Here is a 16,475-nt window from a genome sequence, read left to right as displayed (position 1 = left end):
TTTCCTTTATTTCAGCGCCGGTGCGACGTAGCAGCCGCACCGTCATCATTACCCTCTGCGAACGGCAGATTGGCAGCCTCCTCGAACCCCTTCTGGCTACTCTTGCTACCGTAAGCCCACCAAACGATAGCCAGAAAGCAAAGCAAACCGGCAACCGTGAGAATGGAACGCAGATCGTTGATGTCCATGGCCATTACTTCATCGCGCTCAGCGCCGTACCCATACCCTGCAGGTAGGCAATCAGAACGTCCATTTCGGTCATGTCACCAATCGCGGCCTTGGCACCCTTGATATCCGCATCGGAATAGGTCGGCAAGCCACGCACCTGAGCATAGGTACGCATCACTTCCATCTTCTTCTCGACATCGGCGCCAACCGAATCCTTAGCCTTGGTTGCGGCCAGGAAAGCAAAGGCGGGCATGTTCGACTCCGGCACAACGTCACGCGGATTCATCAGGTGAGCGCGCTGCCATTCATCGGAATAACGACCACCGACGCGATGCAGGTCCGGACCGGTACGCTTGGAACCCCACTGGAACGGGTGATCATAGACATACTCGCCGGCGACCGAATAGTGACCGTAGCGTTCGGTTTCGGCACGGAACGGACGGATCATCTGCGAGTGACAGACATAGCAGCCTTCGCGGATATAAACGTCACGCCCGACGAGCCGAACAGCGTCGTACGGCTTGGTGCCTTCAACCGGAGTCGTCGTGGACTTCTGGAAGAACAGCGGAACGATTTCCAGCAGGCCGCCCCAGATCACGACCAACAAGGTCAGGACGATGAGCAGGGCAACGCTCTTCTCGATTTGCTCGTGCTTGATCATTATTTGTTTCTCCCTCTAATCAGGCGTGATGGCCGGCAGGTTCAATCACCGGAACATCTTCCGTTTTACCGCCAGCGATGGTCTTGAACATGTTGTACGCCATGATCAGCATGCCGAGCAGGAACAACACGCCACCCAACCAGCGGATCGCCCAGAACGGGTAGGAACCCTTGACCGACTCGACGAAGCTGTAGGCCAGCGTACCGTCAGCATTCACTGCACGCCACATCAGACCCTGCATCACACCAGCAATCCACATCGAGGCGATGTAAAGCACGGTGCCGATGGTGGCAATCCAGAAGTGCGTCGTCACCAAGGCGGTGCTGTACATTTCCTTCTTGCCGAACAGGCGCGGCAGCAGATAGTAGATCGAACCGATCGAAACCATGGCAACCCAGCCCAAGGCACCGGAGTGCACGTGACCGACAGTCCAATCGGTGTAGTGCGACAGCGCATTGACCGTCTTGATCGACATCATCGGACCTTCGAAGGTCGACATACCGTAGAAGGAAAGCGAGGTGATCAGGAACTTCAGGATCGGGTCGTCACGCAGTTTGTGCCAGGCACCCGACAAAGTCATGATGCCGTTGATCATGCCACCCCAGGACGGCGCCAGCAGAATCAGCGAGAACAGCATACCAACGGACTGGGTCCAGTCAGGCAGCGCGGTATAGTGAAGGTGGTGCGGACCTGCCCACATGTAGGTAAAGATCAGCGCCCAGAAGTGCACCACCGACAGACGGTAGGAGTACACCGGACGACCGGCCTGCTTCGGCACAAAGTAGTACATCATGCCAAGGAAGCCTGCCGTCAGGAAGAAACCGACCGCATTGTGGCCGTACCACCACTGGATCATCGCATCCTGCACACCAGCGTAAGCGGAGTAGGACTTGGTGAAGGAAACCGGCAGCGCGGCGCTATTCCCCAGATGCAGCAGGGCCACGGCGATGATGAAAGCACCGAAGAACCAGTTTGCGACATAGATATGGGAGACCTTGCGCACGGCAATGGTGCCGAAGAAGACCACTGCGTACGAAACCCAAACCAACGTGATCAGGATATCGATCGGCCATTCCAGCTCGGCGTACTCCTTGCCGCTGGTAATACCCAACGGCAGCGTCACGGCCGCCAGAACAATGATCAGTTGCCAACCCCAGAAAGTAAAGGGAATCAGCGGACCACCCCACAACCGGGTGTGACAGGTGCGCTGCACGACCCAGTAGGAGGTCGCGAACAGAGCGCAGCCACCGAACGCGAAGATCACCGCGTTGGTGTGCAGCGGCCGCAAACGGCCGAAGTGCAGCCAGGGCCCGATATTCAACTCAGGCCAGACCAGTTGAGCAGCAATGATGACACCGACCAGCATGCCGACGATGCCCCAGATGACGGTCATGACGGCAAATTGCCGTACGACCTTATCGTTATATGTGGTTTGCGTTCCAGACATGAACCCACCTCTCGTTAATAAAAAACGGAATGCCCACCTCCCTGAACCCAAGGGGGCACATAAAAGCGGATGGTATTCTAGTTGCACCAAGCCGTTTTGACCTAGGTCAACTTTACCGGTCGTTACCCGTCAGAACCCAGACGCATGGCGGGTTTCGCCACAAAACGCAAAACGGTGAACAAAAAAAGGGTGCGTCGCAACGCACCCCAACCCCAACAGAGAATCACCGTGAGACGGCTCGTCTCACATGGGGCGGATTATGAAAATATGCAGCCGGTTTCGTGTTGACCCAGATCAAGATTTCGATTCTTTATCGTCACCCTCTTCAGCTACCGAAGATACAGGACGCTCATCGTCGTCCATCAGCACCTTGAACCCAGGACCTTCCAGATCGTCGAACTGCCCACTCCTGACGGACCACCAAAAAGCAACTGCAATGCCGAATACCAGCACGACGGATACCGGGACCAGCAAATAGACGCTTTCCATCAACGATACTCCTGACGCTGGATACGCAACGAATTCAGGACGACCAGCAACGAGCTGAGCGACATGCCGATACCTGCCAGCCACGGCGTTACATAGCCGGCGATGGCCGCCGGCAGCGCAATGAAATTGTAGGCGAAGGACCACCAAAGATTCTGGCGAATGACCTCCAGACTGAACATCACCCGCCGCAGACCATGCCGCAAGTGATCAAGATTCTCCGACAACAGCACGAAATCCGACTGCGTTCGCGCCAATTGCGCCCCACCGCCCATGGCCACGGATACCTGAGCCTGCGCCAGCACCGGCGCATCATTAACACCATCACCGATCATCGCAACCACGGCACCCGCCGCCTGCAACTCCGTCACGCAAGCGTACTTTCCGGCAGGCGTTACGCCAGCCCGCACATCCTCAATCCCCAATTCGTCAGCGATACGTCGAGCAACCGCCGGCGCATCGCCGGTCAGCAACACCAGCTTGCGTCCTCCGAGTTGCAAATCGGCAATCAGCGAACGCGCCTCCGGGCGCAAGACATCGCCCAGGCGGAACAAGGCCAACGGCCCTTCATCTCCCGCCAGCAGAACTACGGTATCGCCGCTCGACAACCAGGCGGCACAATTCTCCGGAAGCGTTTTTCCGCCATTGCCCAAGGCGTACTCAGGACGACCGATCCGGTAATGCCGTCCGTCCACGACACCGCCGATCCCCTGCCCCGGCTCGCTCAGGGCTTCGGCAGCCGTCGTCGCGGCATCACCGGCCGCGCGCCTCAAGGCCAGCGCCAACGGATGCTCGGAAGCATGCTCAAGCGCAGCGGCAATGCGCAGACACTCGCTCTCCGACAATCCGGCCAAGGGCAGCACCCCCTTCAACTCCATGATGCCGGTAGTCAGCGTGCCGGTCTTGTCGAATACGAAATGCGTTGCCCTGGCCAGGGTTTCAATCGCATGACCGCGGGTCACCAGCAAGCCATCCCTGGCCAGGGCACCAGCGGCCACGGTCAACGCAATCGGCGTTGCCAGGGACAGCGCACAGGGACAAGTGACGACCAGCACGGAAACCGTGATCCACAAGGCCTTCGCAGGATCGAAGCAGTACCAGCCAAGCGCCGTCAATACCGCCACGACCAACAGGGCCGCAACGAAATAGCTGGCGATACGGTCCGCCATTTCGACGATTTTCGGTTTCTCCGCCGAGGCCCGCTCCATCAACTCGATAATCGCGGAGAGACGGGTCCCCTCGCCAATCTGTTCGATCTGCACGACCAACGGGCTCTCGGCATTGACTGAGCCTCCGGTCACACGATCACCCGGCACTTTGGCAACCGGCAGACTTTCCCCGGTCAGCAAGGCTTCGTTGGCGCAACTCATGCCTTCGACGACACGCCCATCCGCCGGCACAATATCGCCTGGACGGACCAGGACGTAATCGCCCACGCTCAGATCGGCGACCACTTTTTGCTCGGTTTCGCGGTCGACCGGGAAATTCGGGATTTTTTGCGCAAAAGCAGGCAACAGCTTGGCCAACGCCTCGGTCACGCTGAGCGCCTTCTGCCGCGCGCTCATTTCCAGATAACGGCCGCCGAGCAGGAAAAAGACGAACATCGTCACCGAATCGAAATAGACTTCACCGCTTTCCGTCAGCGTCGCCCAGCAACTGGCCGCAAAGGCAACACCGACGCCGAGGGCAACCGGCAGATCCATGCCGACACGGCGCAGTTTGATATCGCGCCAGGCATGACGGAAGAAAGGCGCCGACGAGTAAAAGACCACCGGCAGCGTCAGGACCAGGCTGGCCCAGCGCATCAGCGTCTCGATATCGGCCGTCATGTCGCCGTTGGCCACGTACACAGGGAAGGCATACATCATCACCTGCATCATGCCGAAACCGGCGACCCACAGGCGCCACAGCGCATCGCGCCGTTCCTTGCGCGAGATTTCCTCGTTCTTCGCGGCATCGTAGGGATAGGCGCGATAGCCGATCGCTGCCACTGCCTTCAGAATTTCCGACAGACGGATGCGCGAATCATCCCAGCGCACACGCGCCCGGCGCGTCGCATAATTAATATCGACCGCTACGACGCCGGGCAATTTGCCGATGTGCTGCTCATTGAGCCAGATGCACGCCGCGCACGTGATCCCTTCGAGCAGCAGCGATGCCTCACGCTCGCTGTCTCCCAAGGCCTTGACGAAGCTCTTCTGGAAATCGGCGTGGTCAAACAACGCCAGCTGCTCGAGCACGGCCGGCATCGCCTCTCGCGGCGACTCGGGCAGGGCGTCACGGCTGCGATAGTAGTCTTCAAGACCGTTATCCACGATCGACCTGGCCACGGCCTGGCAGCCGAAGCAACACATCTCGCGTCGTTCGCCGCCGATGTCCACCGGCAGATCGACGTCGTCCGGAACGGGCTGGCCGCAGTGATAACAGGGAGCGTGGGACATGAAACGAAAAAGGCACCGAAGTGCCTTTCAGAGCGAGGACGGAGCCGAAGTATAGTTTATTTGCTTCCCATCCGTATGGCGCCATCCAGGCGAATCACTTCACCGTTCAGATAAGCGTTCTCGGCAATATGGCGCACCAGCGCCGCATACTCGGCAGGTTTGCCCATGCGGACAGGAAAGGGAACCATCTTGTTCAACGAATCCTGAACTTCGGCCGGCATCCCCATCAACATCGGCGTTTCCATGATGCCCGGCGCAATGGTCACGCAGCGGATGCCACTGCGGGCCAGTTCGCGCGCCACAGGTAGCGTCAGGGCAACGATTCCGCCCTTCGAAGCGGCATACGCGGCCTGACCGAGTTGCCCCTCGTAAGCCGCCACCGAGGCCGTATTGACGATGACCCCCCGCTCGTCATCCGCCTCCGGCGCATTGCGCATCATCGCTTGCGCGGCCAGACGGATCATGTTGAAAGTCCCGACAAGGTTGATGTTGATGACCCGGGCAAAACTTTCCAGACGATGCGGCCCCTCCTTGCCGACAACTTTTTCCGCGGGTGCGATGCCGGCGCAATTCACCAGACCGTGCAACGCCCCGAAGCGGGAAATTGCCGTCTCGATGGCGTTGACCGCAGAAGTCTCGCTGGTCACATCGGTTTCGACAAAGATGCCCCGATCACCCAGGCGGGCAGCCATGGCCTCGCCGGCCTCCCGGTTGACATCGGCCAGCACGACATGAGCCCCGGCGCTCGCCAGCGCCTCCGCCGTCGCCGCACCCAACCCCGATCCGGCACCGGTCACCACAAACACTTTGTCGAGCAGATTCATTGCACATCTCCTGTACGTTCCGGGCTCGCCACCAGACGGTAGCGTATGGAAGAACCCCCAATATTACCCGCCGTGAATTCTCTGTAAAGCCTCGAAGCACTGCCGGATAGCAGTGTTATGATCGCGAGGTCGCTCCGCCAGTCCGCCCATGTCCGCCCCAGGAAAATTCCAGGTTCTCGTCGTCGACTCCTCTCCCGGCAATCGCCAATTGCTGAGCGAATGCCTTTCCCAGCTGAGCGACGTCAAGGTCATTTCTGCCGGCGAGGGCAACCAGGCACTTGACCTGTTTGCCGCGACCCAGCCCTCGCTGATCGTCATGGACATGAACCTGCAGGACATGGACGGCATTACGCTGGCCCGCCGGATTCGTGGTCGCGAACGCCTGGGCGAGGAAGAAACCCTGACCAACTGGACACCGATCGTCTTCCTGTCCAGCGTGATGGATGAAGAACTACTGGCCAAAGGCATCATTGCGGGTGGCGACGACTTTCTGCACAAACCGGTTTCCGAAGTCATTCTGCTGGCCAAGGTACGCGCCCTGCTGCGCATCGTCGGCATGCAACGCGACATCCATGCAGCCCACCGCAAGCTCAAGGAAATCTCGACGCTCGACGGTTTGACCAGCATTCCCAACCGACGGCATTTCGACGACACCTTCGCCACCGAATGGAAACGTTGCCTGCGCGCGGGAGCGCCACTCAGCGTCGTACTCACCGATATCGACTTCTTCAAGCAATTCAACGACATCTACGGACACCAGGCCGGCGACGCCTGCCTCAAGGCAGTTGCCGGATCGCTCAACGAATCGCTGTTCCGGGTCGAGGACACCGTGGCTCGTTATGGGGGAGAGGAATTCGTCACCATCCTGCCCGGCACGGATGCCAGGGGCGCCATCGCTGTCGCCGAGCGCATGCGGCGCTCGACCCGGGAACTGTGCATCCCCCACGAAAAAGGCATCGATGGACTGGTGTCGTGCAGCTTTGGCGTCTCCTGCATCCATCCCAGCGCCGAAGCCACGCCCCAGAAACTGCTGCATCACGCCGATCAAGGGCTGTACAGCGCCAAACGCAGCGGGCGCAACCGGGTCGTGCTGACACAACACGGCTGAAACCGAAGCCGAAAACGAAAAGGGCCTGCGCCTAAGCGCAAGCCCTTGAATTTCTGGTGCCGTTGAAGTGAATCGAACACTCGACCTACTGATTACGAATCAGTTGCTCTACCAACTGAGCTACAACGGCACACCAGCCACCCTTGCGAGCAGCAGAGCGTAGAATTATAGCTTTTACGTCTGCCTTCAGGCAACAAGGCTCTCATGAATTTGCTACGCGCGCTGGCAGCGGTCAGCGGCATGACACTGCTTTCCCGTATTCTTGGCTTCGTCCGTGACTTCGTCATCGCTCGCACATTCGGCGCCGGCATTGCGACTGACGCCTTCTTCGTCGCCTTCAAGCTGCCCAATCTGTTGCGCCGGATGTTCGCCGAAGGGGCCTTTTCCCAGGCCTTCGTTCCCATCCTGGGCGAATACAAGAATCAGCGCAGCCCGGAAGACACCCGCACGCTGATCGACCATGTTGCCAGCCTGCTGGCCGTGGCGCTGTTCACGATCACCGCGCTTGGCGTTGCCGCGGCACCGCTGCTGGTGTGGATATCGGCCCCCGGCTTCAGCGCCGAGCCGGACAAGTTCGCGCTGACCGTGACGCTGACGCGCATCACCTTCCCGTACATCTTCTTCATGTCGCTGGTCGCACTAGCCGGCGGCATCCTCAATACCTGGAGCCGTTTTGCGCTGCCGGCCTTCACGCCGGTCCTGCTCAATCTGAGCTTCATCGCCATGGCCTTGTTTGCGGCGCCCTATTTCGACCCGCCGGTACTGGCGCTGGCCTGGTCGGTTTTCATTGGCGGCGCGCTGCAACTGGCCATTCAGTTCCCCGCGCTGCGCCGGATCGCCATGCTGCCGCGACCACGCCTGGACTGGAAGGCGGCCTGGGCCGACCCCGGCGTCCGGCGCATCACCCGACTCATGCTGCCGGCACTGGTTGGGGTGTCGGTGTCGCAGATCAGTTTGCTGATCAACACCATGTTCGCCTCCTTTCTGAGCACTGGTAGCGTTTCCTGGCTGTATTACGCCGACCGTCTGATGGAATTTCCGTCGGGCCTCCTCGGCGCGGCGCTCGGCACAATCCTCCTGCCATCGCTATCGCGTTGCCATGCCAAGCAGGATCTTGCCGAATACTCGCGACTGCTCGACTGGGGGCTGCGCCTGACTTTCCTGCTGGCCGCACCGGCCTCACTGGCCCTGGCGCTACTGGCCGTGCCGCTGATCGCAACCCTGTTCCATCACGGAGCATTCACCGCGCATGATGTCCAGCAGACGCAGTCGGCGCTGGTCGCGTACACCGTCGGGCTGACCGGACTGATCCTGGTCAAGGTGCTCGCACCCGGTTTCTACGCCCGCCAGAACGTCCGCACCCCGGTGAAGATCGCATTGATTTCGCTCGCCGCCACGCAAGCGATGAACCTCGCGTTCATCGGCTGGATCGCCCACGCCGGGCTGGCGTTGTCGATCGGGCTGGCCGCCTGCCTGAACGCGGGCCTGCTCTATCGCGGCCTGCGTCAGGCAGGAATCTACACGCCGCAGGCAGGTTGGCCAGCGTTCTTTATCAAACTCGTCGCCGCCATGAGCGTCATGGGCACAGTCCTGTGGTTTGCCGCCGGGCCGACGGAAAACTGGCTCAATGCGACGTTGACCGCAAGATTGACTCAGTTGGGCGGACTCATCGTTGCCGGCGCATCGTCATATTTCGCTACACTATGGCTTCTCGGCTTCCGCTTGCGCGATTTCACGCGGCGGGCGGCAGAATGACAGGAGACCCAACATGCGACTGAGCAGCGAAAGCCTTTCCCACGATCAGCCGATTCCCGGCGCCCACGCCTTCTGCCTGCCGGATGCGGCACATCACGTCTGTCTCGGTCGGAACCTCAATCCCCAGCTTGCCTGGCACGAGGCACCGGCCGGCACACGCTCCTTCGTCGTCCTCTGCCACGACCCCGACGTTCCGAGTCGCGGCGACGACGTCAATCAGGAAGGCCGGACCGTACCCGCCTCGCTGCCGCGCGTCGACTTCTTCCATTGGGTGCTGATCGATCTGCCGGCCACGGTCAACGCCATCGGCGAGGGAGAATTCAGCAACACGGTCGTTCCGCGCGGCAAACCGGGGCCGCAATCGCTGCACGGCAGCCGGCAGGGCATCAACAATTACACCGACTGGTTTGCCGGCGACAACGACATGCGCGGCGACTATCACGGTTACGATGGCCCCTGCCCGCCGTGGAACGACGAGATCGTCCATCGTTACATCTTTACGGTCTACGCGCTGGATATCGAAAAACTGCCGCTGACCGGTCGCTTCGGCGGGCCCGAGGTACGCGCCGCAATGGCCGGCCACGTCCTCGCCGAAGCCAGTCTGACCGGCACCTACACGCTGAACCCGGCGCTCGGCGCCTGAGTTCACGGGCTGACTCCGTCGCCATGCGCCCGGCCCTTCGTTTCGCCGCCTGCCTGCTGCTTGGCAGCCTCTGGCTGGGCAGCGTCTTCGGGCTCGATTTCGAACGCATGAAGCAGTCGCTGATGATGCGCTTCGGCCCGGCGCCGATCGTGCTGTTCAATGAATGGCAGAACATGCTGGCCTCGACGAGAGGCTCCGAGCAGGACAAGCTGCGCGCGGTCAACGACTTCTTCAACCGGCGCATCGTATACGACGACGACATCACGATCTGGGGGCAGAGCGATTACTGGGCCACCCCGCTCGAGACGATCGGTCGCGGCAAGGCCGATTGCGAGGATTTTTCGATCGCCAAGTACTTCTCGCTGATCGACCTCGGGGTGCCGGTCGCCAAGTTGCGTCTGGTCTACGTCAAGGCGCAAGTCGGCACACCGGGCGGCAATACACCGCAGGCGCACATGGTGCTGGCCTACTACCCGTCGCCGAATGCCGACCCCTACATTCTCGACAACCTGAACGCCCAGATTCTGCCGGCCTCGCGCCGCCCCGACCTGTCTCCCGTCTTCAGTTTCAACAGCGCCGGCATCTGGCGCGGCACCAGCAACCAGTCCAGCAACAGCAACCTGTCGCGCTGGCAGGACCTGCTCGCCCGCGCCCGGGCCGACGGATTCGAATGAGGTAAAACACCATGTCCCTGTTCCGCCAACTCTGGCTCGCCGTGATCATCAGCACGATCATCGCCTTCGTCGGCAGCCTGTCGATCAGCATCTGGTCGGCCCGGGATTACCTGATCCAGCAACTCGAGCGCAAGAACAACGACAACGCCACTTCGCTGGCCCTGTCGATGACGCAGCAGGACAAGGACCCGGTCAATGTCGAACTGCAGGTTGCCGCGTTGTTCGACACCGGCTTCTACCGCGAAATCAGCGTCATCGACCCGGTCGACCAGATCATCGTCCAGCGGGTTCAGGAGCATACCGACGCCAGCGTGCCGCGCTGGTTCACCGAGCTCTTCTCGCTACCCTCGCCGCCGGGACTGGCCCAGGTCAGCGATGGCTGGAAGCAGTTCGCAACCGTCCGCGTGGTCAGCCATAGCGATTTTGCCTACCAGGCGCTGTGGGAGCAGGTCAAACGACTGGTTACCTGGTTTGCGCTCGGCGGCGTCGTGCTGGGCGCGCTCGGCATGCTGTTGCTGCGAACCATCGGCCAGTCGCTTGGCAACGTCGTCCGTCAGGCCACGGCGCTGGCCGAACGGCGTTTCATTACGGTCGACGAGCCGAAACCGCTGGAATTGAAAGCCGTGACGCGGGCGATGAACGAAATGGTCGGCCGGCTGAAGAGCATCTTTGCCGAAGAAGGCGCCCGCTTAGACACGCTGCGCAAGAAGGTCAACCGGGACGCGGTTACCGGCCTGTCCACGCGCGAGTACTTCATGTCGCATCTGCGCGAAATCGTCGGCGGCGAGAATTTCGGTTCGGTCGGCAGCCTAGTCATCGTGCGCCTGACCGACATCGGCCGGATCAACGAACAACTCGGCCACCTGCGCACCGATGCGCTGCTCAAGTCGCTCGGCGACGTACTTTACGCCAGCGGCAACGACCGCCACGGCCAGCGCGCCGGACGTATCAAGGGCGGCGAATTCGCCGTTGTCTGCCCGAGCTTCGAAAACCCCGCCGATGCCGCCCGGGACATCCACGAACGCATGGTCTCCGACTGGCTGCCGGCCTGGAGCAACGAAATCCCGGATCTGTTCCACCTCGCCGCCGTGCAGTACCAGCGCCACCAGAACATCGGCGCCCTGCTCACCCGTGCCGACGAAGCGCTGGCCCGCGCCACCAGTCTCGGCCCGAACAACTATTTCGCCGACCAGAGCGAAAACCGCTTCTCGCTGCCGGCCGAACAGTGGCGCACGTTGCTGACCGAAGCCGTCGATGGCGGCCAGCTCAACCTGGCCTTCTATCCGGTCATCCGTGGCGACAGCACGCCGCTGCACCAGGAAGGCGTCATCCGCCTGAAGCCGCCGGGTGGCGACGTGGTGCTGTCGGCCGGCGACTTCATGCCGATGGCCGCCAAGCTCAACCTGATCGCCCCGATCGATCTCGGCGTCGTCAAGATGGCCATCGAACATCTCCGCCAGGGCCAGGGCGACGTGGCGGTCAACCTGTCGGCGGAAACCGTCGGCGACTTCACTTTCCGCAATCGCCTGATCGAACTGCTCAAGACCTATCCCGACATGTGCTCCCGACTGCTGTTCGAGGTCCCGGAATATGGCGCCTTCCGCCAGTTCGAAGCCTTCTGCGATCTGGCGCGCATCCTGAAGGAACTCGGCTGCCGCGTCGGCATCGAGTACTTTGGCCAGCGCTTCGGCGAAATCGGCAAACTGGCCAGCCTCGGCCTCGACTACATCAAGGTACACCCAAGCTATGTGCGCGACATCCAGCACAGTGCGGGCAACCAGGAATTCCTCTCCGGCCTTTGCCGCGTCGCCCACGGCATGGGCATCGAAGTGATCGCGCTCGGCGTCCAGGACAAGGACGACCTGGCCCTGCTCGGCTCGCTCGGCTTCGACGGTGCCACCGGCCCGGCAGTGCCGCGCAGCTGACATGGCTACCGAGATCGAACTCAAGCTCAGCCTGAAACCCGGCGATGCCCGCAAACTGCTCGAACATCCGCTGCTCAGGAATCTCCCGACCCAGCGACTGAAACTGCTCAACACCTACTACGACACACCGGACCTGCGCCTGCACGCCCAACGCATCGCACTGCGCTTCCGGAAAAAAGGCTGGGAATGGCTGTTGACCGTAAAGTCCGCCGAACCCGCCAGCGGCGGCCTGGCCGTGCGCAACGAATGGGAATGCCCGGCCGCACCAGGAAATTTCGATTTTTCGCACGTCGACCGCACCGAACTGCGCAACCTTCTGGATGGCGCCCGCCCGGAACTCAAAGCGGTATTCACCACCGACTTCAAGCGCCAGGTCTGGCAAGTGCCATTCGGCGAATCACGGATCGAACTGGCGCTGGATCGCGGCGAAATCGCCAGCGGCAAGACGAAGGAGCGCATCTGTGAAGTCGAACTGGAACTGCTCTCCGGGCGAATCGAAGACATCTTCGGCCTGACCCGCAAACTGCAGGCCCACTTCCACCTGCGGCCGAGCATCGCCAGCAAGGCCGAACGCGGCTACCGCCTGTTCCTGCGCACACCGGAACAACCCTTCCGCGCCAAGCCGATCGCCCTGCACGCTGGGCAAACGCCGGTCGAAGCCTTTCGTGCCATCGCACTGGCTTGCCTGGAACATTTCCAGCGCAACGAAGCTGGCCTGCTCGCCGGCGGCGAAGCGGAATTCATCCACCAGGCCCGCGTCGCACTGCGTCGCCTGCGCTCGGCGATCAAGCTCTTCGCGCCGGTACTTCCCAAGGATTTCGTCGCCACCTACGGCCAGACCTGGCGGGCGCTGGCCAGCGCGCTGGGCGAAGCCCGGAACTGGGATGTCTTCCAGGAAGAAACCCTGCCGCCGATGCTTGCCACCTTCCCCGAATCGCCAGACCTTCGGCGCCTGCAGGCACGCGCCGAACAGCGCGCGAGATACGCTCGGCGCAGCATCGTCAAATTACTGGCGGTCAGGGAATATCCGCGGCTGATCCTTGAGTTCGCAGCAGCGATCTACGCTTTGCAGGAAACAGGCAACACCCCGATCAAACAGTTCGCCCGCGAACGCGTTGCCAGCTACACGCAGAGCGCCAGAAAACTGGCGGAACGTTATGCGGAACTGGATGCCGCGCAACGGCATGAGATGCGCTTGAAGTTCAAACGATTGCGCTATGCGATCGAATTCCTGGAAAACACCTTACCCGCCAGGCAAACTCGACAGGCACTAAGCGCTTTGCACCGCCTTCAGGAAACCCTAGGGCGAATCAACGATGCCTCGGAAGCACTTCTGCTGCTGAATGAACTACAGGGCAAACAACCGGCAGGCATTGCTCACGGCTGGCTCAACGGGCAACTGGAAATTCTTGTTTCAAGTCAGGCACGATCCTTGGAAAGCTGGCTTAAGGACGGATCAACAGGTCGGCAAGGAATGCAATAACTGTTCGAACAAATTCCTGTACATCGTGGCCCGCGCCTCCCAATCCCAAAGTTGCTTGGCCAACAAAGCACAATCGGCCCTACGCTCAGCCGATGAACTGGAAATGCACTTTTCAATAGCGACCAGCCACGCATCTGGATCGAGATTTTTGGGATCCCGTTCAACGGGGCTCGCAAAACTGGAAACGCCCTCGATCCCTTCCAGCGTTTCACGGGAGACAACGACAGGCGTGCCGCACGCCATGGCCTCCTGAACAACCAGAGGGAATCCTTCCCCGTAGCTTGGCAAAACCAGACAATCAGCAAGCTGATAAAGCGCAGCCAGATCCTCCCCGGAACAATTCCGCCAGACTCGAACGGAAGCACTCCCCCATCTCTCCGGATCGATGCTGCCCCAACCGGCAAAGCACCATTGCCAATCAGGCCTCTCCTTCACCGCGCGTTCAAGAACATCCAAGCCCTTACGCTGAGTGAAACGACCGACGAAAAGCACGGCGGGACGCTTATCCAGCCCATGCTTTTCTCGCAAAGCATTTCGGGCATTTTCTTGTACAGGAAAAAACACCGATGAATCGACACCATTTGGCCAATAGCGCGGAAACGCAGCAAACCGGCAAAAACTTTCAAACGATGCCTTTACCCGGGGACTGATGAAAACGACTTGATCAGCCTTGCGCATCATCCATCGTCCAATAGTCCGGTTGATGACACGCAAGAGCAATCTCAGCATTGGATTCGGATAATCAATATCGCCAATATGCTGTGTCAGCACCACCGGTTTTCCCCGATGCTTTGCCCAGCAGAGCGAAAACAGATGCGCCGGATAGATGAAATCGTGAATATGCAGAAGATCACATTCATCAATCGCCATCTTCAACTGTTTCCAACCCCGCCAATACCAGAATGGCCAGGGAAATCCTCGCGCCTCGAGTTGATTCCACGTTGGCTGGGGCTCACAACGCACATTCGGAATTTCAGGTAGCGGGTCACAATCGGCGGCCAGCCAGCGGATGGAAAAATGCTTACCCAGACGCCTGGCCAACTGCCCGGCAACAATCTCAATCCCGCCGCGATGTGCTGGGTAGTAATGCGTTAGTAAAAGAATCCTGGGCTTGTGCTGCGGCTCTGGTGACATCCTGTGGCCTCAGGATATGGGTCTTGCAAGCATGACATACACCGCCGCATTGTTGCCTGTCAGTTCCGCAGGCGTCACTTTGTCCTCCAGGCTCATGCGCAGATACATGAAGCTGCAGATCAGAGCCGAGAGCAAACGCCCCGGGAAGCCGAGCTTTGCCAGCACGTGATGATAGGCGAGCGTGCGAAACTGCGTCGTCCAGGCCAGCGGACCGACCACCGGCCAGAATTCGACGAGCTCAAAGCCACGGGAAGAGAGCTCCCGTGTCAGCCCTTCCCGGGTCCAACGACGGAAATCAGCCGGATGGGGGTGATAAAGCCAGTTACCGTGCGTCGATAAAATCAACAATCCGTCATCAGTCAGCAAGCGCCGACATTCAGCAAGATAGAGGTCAATATCCCAGACATGCTCAAGTACCTGGAAGGAAGCAACGCAGGAGGCGGAGGAATCGGGCAACGGCACAGAGCCATCCGCGTTCAGGACGATATCCACAGTCGGCGCACGATCAAGATCGCAGGCAAGGTAACGGGCACCGGACTCAGTCAGCACTGCTTTATAGGGCGCATCACCGCAGCCCAGGTCCACTACGGTAGTATTCGGGGCAAGCGCGCCCAATTGCCAAGCCTTTCTGGCACATCGCTCTATGGCATGTTTGAGATGCCTGAGCGTATAGGCATCATGGCGCCAAAACGGCGCATCACTTCTGGCTGACATCGTGGCGATTAAACGGTAAAGATGGAAATGCTGGATAAAAGATTACTTCGATTCATTGTGGTCGGTGGTATCTGTTTTACCACCAATCTGCTCGTCCTATATGCCGGCACCGAGGTAATGGGATTGCACTATTTGCTATCCATGGCCTTATCCATCCTGATCGCCAATTCGCTTGGCTGGATACTCAACCGACAATGGACATTCACGAGCCAGAACTTTCACTGCTGGGCGGAATACGCGCGCTATATGAGCGTCACCTTGTCGAGCACCCTGATCAGCCTCGCCCTGATGATCCTGCTGGTCGACCTGCTCGGCTTTCACTACCTGCTGGCAAGCGCAACGATTGCGGCCGGCATGACAATCGTCAACTTCATCGCTCATCGCGACTGGAGCTTTGTTTCCTCCAACGGCAACTCCACGCGTTCATAAAGCGCAATGTACTGCAACCGATTCGTCAGAGCCCCCAAAATTCCTACGTGACAACGACACGGGTGGATCATCCGTGACAAGCGCCAACCACGTGCCGCGAGGAACTCAGACCAGTCGTTGGAATATTGATAGTGCTGCGGCGAAGGAATACCAAAACGCCGGTTACCCAGTTCATCAAGAATCGCCAAGGCCCAAAACTCCCACCTGCGCCGCCAAGTGTGATCCTTGATGAGAATATAACGGCGGGACACCCTGCTCAGCTCGTCCAGATAGAATTCGGGAGAATGGCAGTGGTGTAGAACATCAACTGCATATACCAAATCAAAATCACCATCATTGAACGGAAGCTTTTCTCCAGCTGAAAAAATAACTGGCTCAATTACCAAACGCTCACGCCGCTTGACATCAAGAGGCACAAGAAAAGCGCGCGTAAAACAACCCTGTAGCTTGGAAGCAAACCAACCATCACCGCATCCAAAGTCAAGAATTTTGGCTGGCGTGTCGATTTTCTTTATCAAAACACAAAACTCTTGCCATATTCTCCTACGATAAGCATTCATAACCATTATCTACTGAATGAAAA

Annotated in this window: 16 protein-coding genes and 1 tRNA gene; 7 read left to right on the top strand and 10 right to left on the bottom strand. The window is 59.7% G+C overall.

Features of this window, described 5'->3' with window-relative positions:
• Nucleotides 1-11: 11 nt before the first annotated feature.
• The 6 genes from L0962_RS04585 to L0962_RS04560 form a co-directional block, all read right to left on the bottom strand.
• Nucleotides 12-188 (bottom strand): cbb3-type cytochrome c oxidase subunit 3, encoded by a 177-nt coding sequence (locus L0962_RS04585; protein ID WP_234084698.1) that lies wholly within the window; start codon nt 186-188, stop codon nt 12-14.
• Between the two features lie 5 nt (nt 189-193).
• Nucleotides 194-826: a cytochrome-c oxidase, cbb3-type subunit II gene (gene ccoO / locus L0962_RS04580; RefSeq protein WP_367398017.1), complete on the bottom strand. Its 633-nt coding sequence runs from the start codon at nt 824-826 to the stop codon at nt 194-196.
• A gap of 22 nt (nt 827-848) precedes the next feature.
• The gene (gene ccoN / locus L0962_RS04575) at nt 849-2,276 is read right to left on the bottom strand and encodes a cytochrome-c oxidase, cbb3-type subunit I (RefSeq protein ID WP_234084695.1); all 1,428 of its coding nucleotides are present in this window, start codon (nt 2,274-2,276) and stop codon (nt 849-851) included.
• 294 nt (nt 2,277-2,570) lie between these two features.
• The gene (gene ccoS, locus L0962_RS04570; protein WP_234084693.1) at nt 2,571-2,765 is read right to left on the bottom strand and encodes a cbb3-type cytochrome oxidase assembly protein CcoS; all 195 of its coding nucleotides are present in this window, start codon (nt 2,763-2,765) and stop codon (nt 2,571-2,573) included.
• Nucleotides 2,765-5,203, bottom strand: a complete 2,439-nt coding sequence (locus L0962_RS04565; RefSeq protein ID WP_234084690.1) for a heavy metal translocating P-type ATPase — start codon at nt 5,201-5,203, stop codon at nt 2,765-2,767. Before L0962_RS04565 ends, ccoS begins: the two co-directional genes overlap by 1 nt.
• A 56-nt stretch (nt 5,204-5,259) precedes the next feature.
• Nucleotides 5,260-6,027 (bottom strand): 3-hydroxyacyl-CoA dehydrogenase, encoded by a 768-nt coding sequence (locus L0962_RS04560; RefSeq protein ID WP_234084688.1) that lies wholly within the window; start codon nt 6,025-6,027, stop codon nt 5,260-5,262.
• 148 nt (nt 6,028-6,175) lie between these two features.
• Here L0962_RS04560 and L0962_RS04555 point away from each other — a divergent pair, with 148 nt between their 5' ends.
• Entirely contained in the window at nt 6,176-7,135 is a 960-nt protein-coding gene (locus L0962_RS04555) for a diguanylate cyclase (RefSeq protein WP_234084686.1), read from the top strand.
• 54 nt (nt 7,136-7,189) lie between these two features.
• Here L0962_RS04555 and L0962_RS04550 read toward each other — a convergent pair.
• Nucleotides 7,190-7,265: transfer RNA gene (locus L0962_RS04550), tRNA-Thr, on the bottom strand.
• 74 nt (nt 7,266-7,339) lie between these two features.
• Here L0962_RS04550 and murJ point away from each other — a divergent pair.
• From murJ to L0962_RS04525, 5 genes are read left to right on the top strand one after another with little or no spacing between them, the layout of a single operon-like run.
• Nucleotides 7,340-8,890: a murein biosynthesis integral membrane protein MurJ gene (murJ, locus tag L0962_RS04545; RefSeq protein ID WP_234084684.1), complete on the top strand. Its 1,551-nt coding sequence runs from the start codon at nt 7,340-7,342 to the stop codon at nt 8,888-8,890.
• 13 nt (nt 8,891-8,903) lie between these two features.
• Nucleotides 8,904-9,533: a YbhB/YbcL family Raf kinase inhibitor-like protein gene (locus L0962_RS04540; protein WP_234084683.1), complete on the top strand. Its 630-nt coding sequence runs from the start codon at nt 8,904-8,906 to the stop codon at nt 9,531-9,533.
• A 23-nt stretch (nt 9,534-9,556) separates the two neighbouring features.
• Nucleotides 9,557-10,207, top strand: coding sequence for a transglutaminase-like cysteine peptidase (locus L0962_RS04535; protein WP_234084681.1), 651 nt, complete (start codon nt 9,557-9,559; stop codon nt 10,205-10,207).
• A gap of 11 nt (nt 10,208-10,218) precedes the next feature.
• Nucleotides 10,219-12,132, top strand: coding sequence for an EAL domain-containing protein (locus tag L0962_RS04530; protein ID WP_234084679.1), 1,914 nt, complete (start codon nt 10,219-10,221; stop codon nt 12,130-12,132).
• A gap of 1 nt (nt 12,133) precedes the next feature.
• Complete coding sequence (locus L0962_RS04525; RefSeq protein WP_234084677.1) at nt 12,134-13,615, top strand: CYTH and CHAD domain-containing protein; 1,482 nt, start codon at nt 12,134-12,136, stop codon at nt 13,613-13,615.
• Here L0962_RS04525 and L0962_RS04520 read toward each other — a convergent pair.
• The gene (locus L0962_RS04520; RefSeq protein WP_234084675.1) at nt 13,589-14,749 is read right to left on the bottom strand and encodes a glycosyltransferase family 4 protein; all 1,161 of its coding nucleotides are present in this window, start codon (nt 14,747-14,749) and stop codon (nt 13,589-13,591) included. The genes L0962_RS04525 and L0962_RS04520 overlap by 27 nt on opposite strands.
• 9 nt (nt 14,750-14,758) lie before the next feature.
• Nucleotides 14,759-15,463 carry a bifunctional 2-polyprenyl-6-hydroxyphenol methylase/3-demethylubiquinol 3-O-methyltransferase UbiG gene (locus L0962_RS04515; protein WP_255680047.1) on the bottom strand — a complete coding sequence of 235 codons (705 nt, stop codon included), beginning with the start codon at nt 15,461-15,463 and terminating at the stop codon, nt 14,759-14,761.
• Nucleotides 15,464-15,484: 21 nt separating this feature from the next.
• Between L0962_RS04515 and L0962_RS04510 the strand changes: the two genes are divergently transcribed.
• On the top strand, nt 15,485-15,892 hold the full coding sequence (locus L0962_RS04510) for a GtrA family protein (protein WP_234084671.1): 408 nt from the start codon (nt 15,485-15,487) through the stop codon (nt 15,890-15,892).
• Here the strand turns inward: L0962_RS04510 and L0962_RS04505 are convergent.
• The gene (locus L0962_RS04505) at nt 15,841-16,452 is read right to left on the bottom strand and encodes a bifunctional 2-polyprenyl-6-hydroxyphenol methylase/3-demethylubiquinol 3-O-methyltransferase UbiG (RefSeq protein ID WP_234084669.1); all 612 of its coding nucleotides are present in this window, start codon (nt 16,450-16,452) and stop codon (nt 15,841-15,843) included. The two genes, L0962_RS04510 and L0962_RS04505, sit on opposite strands and share 52 nt — an antisense overlap.
• Nucleotides 16,453-16,475 lie beyond the last annotated feature (23 nt).

Origin of the sequence: Azonexus sp. R2A61 (genome assembly GCF_021401135.1) — a bacterium.
Classification (GTDB): Bacteria; Pseudomonadota; Gammaproteobacteria; order Burkholderiales; family Rhodocyclaceae; genus Azonexus.
This window is presented reverse-complemented; position numbering and strand designations above follow the sequence as displayed.

What these genes read in the sequence shown, in the direction of transcription:
- L0962_RS04540 (WP_234084683.1), top strand. Translation starts at nt 8,904, where the DNA reads ATGCGACTGAGCAGCGAAAGCCTTTCCCACGATCAGCCGATTCCCGGC.
- ccoS (WP_234084693.1), bottom strand. Translation starts at nt 2,765, where the DNA reads ATGGAAAGCGTCTATTTGCTGGTCCCGGTATCCGTCGTGCTGGTATTC.
- L0962_RS04525 (WP_234084677.1), top strand. Translation starts at nt 12,134, where the DNA reads ATGGCTACCGAGATCGAACTCAAGCTCAGCCTGAAACCCGGCGATGCC.
- murJ (WP_234084684.1), top strand. Translation starts at nt 7,340, where the DNA reads ATGAATTTGCTACGCGCGCTGGCAGCGGTCAGCGGCATGACACTGCTT.
- L0962_RS04510 (WP_234084671.1), top strand. Translation starts at nt 15,485, where the DNA reads ATGGAAATGCTGGATAAAAGATTACTTCGATTCATTGTGGTCGGTGGT.
- ccoN (WP_234084695.1), bottom strand. Translation starts at nt 2,276, where the DNA reads ATGTCTGGAACGCAAACCACATATAACGATAAGGTCGTACGGCAATTT.
- L0962_RS04560 (WP_234084688.1), bottom strand. Translation starts at nt 6,027, where the DNA reads ATGAATCTGCTCGACAAAGTGTTTGTGGTGACCGGTGCCGGATCGGGG.
- L0962_RS04535 (WP_234084681.1), top strand. Translation starts at nt 9,557, where the DNA reads ATGCGCCCGGCCCTTCGTTTCGCCGCCTGCCTGCTGCTTGGCAGCCTC.
- L0962_RS04565 (WP_234084690.1), bottom strand. Translation starts at nt 5,203, where the DNA reads ATGTCCCACGCTCCCTGTTATCACTGCGGCCAGCCCGTTCCGGACGAC.
- L0962_RS04505 (WP_234084669.1), bottom strand. Translation starts at nt 16,452, where the DNA reads ATGAATGCTTATCGTAGGAGAATATGGCAAGAGTTTTGTGTTTTGATA.
- L0962_RS04585 (WP_234084698.1), bottom strand. Translation starts at nt 188, where the DNA reads ATGGACATCAACGATCTGCGTTCCATTCTCACGGTTGCCGGTTTGCTT.
- L0962_RS04515 (WP_255680047.1), bottom strand. Translation starts at nt 15,463, where the DNA reads ATGTCAGCCAGAAGTGATGCGCCGTTTTGGCGCCATGATGCCTATACG.
- L0962_RS04530 (WP_234084679.1), top strand. Translation starts at nt 10,219, where the DNA reads ATGTCCCTGTTCCGCCAACTCTGGCTCGCCGTGATCATCAGCACGATC.
- L0962_RS04520 (WP_234084675.1), bottom strand. Translation starts at nt 14,749, where the DNA reads ATGTCACCAGAGCCGCAGCACAAGCCCAGGATTCTTTTACTAACGCAT.
- L0962_RS04555 (WP_234084686.1), top strand. Translation starts at nt 6,176, where the DNA reads ATGTCCGCCCCAGGAAAATTCCAGGTTCTCGTCGTCGACTCCTCTCCC.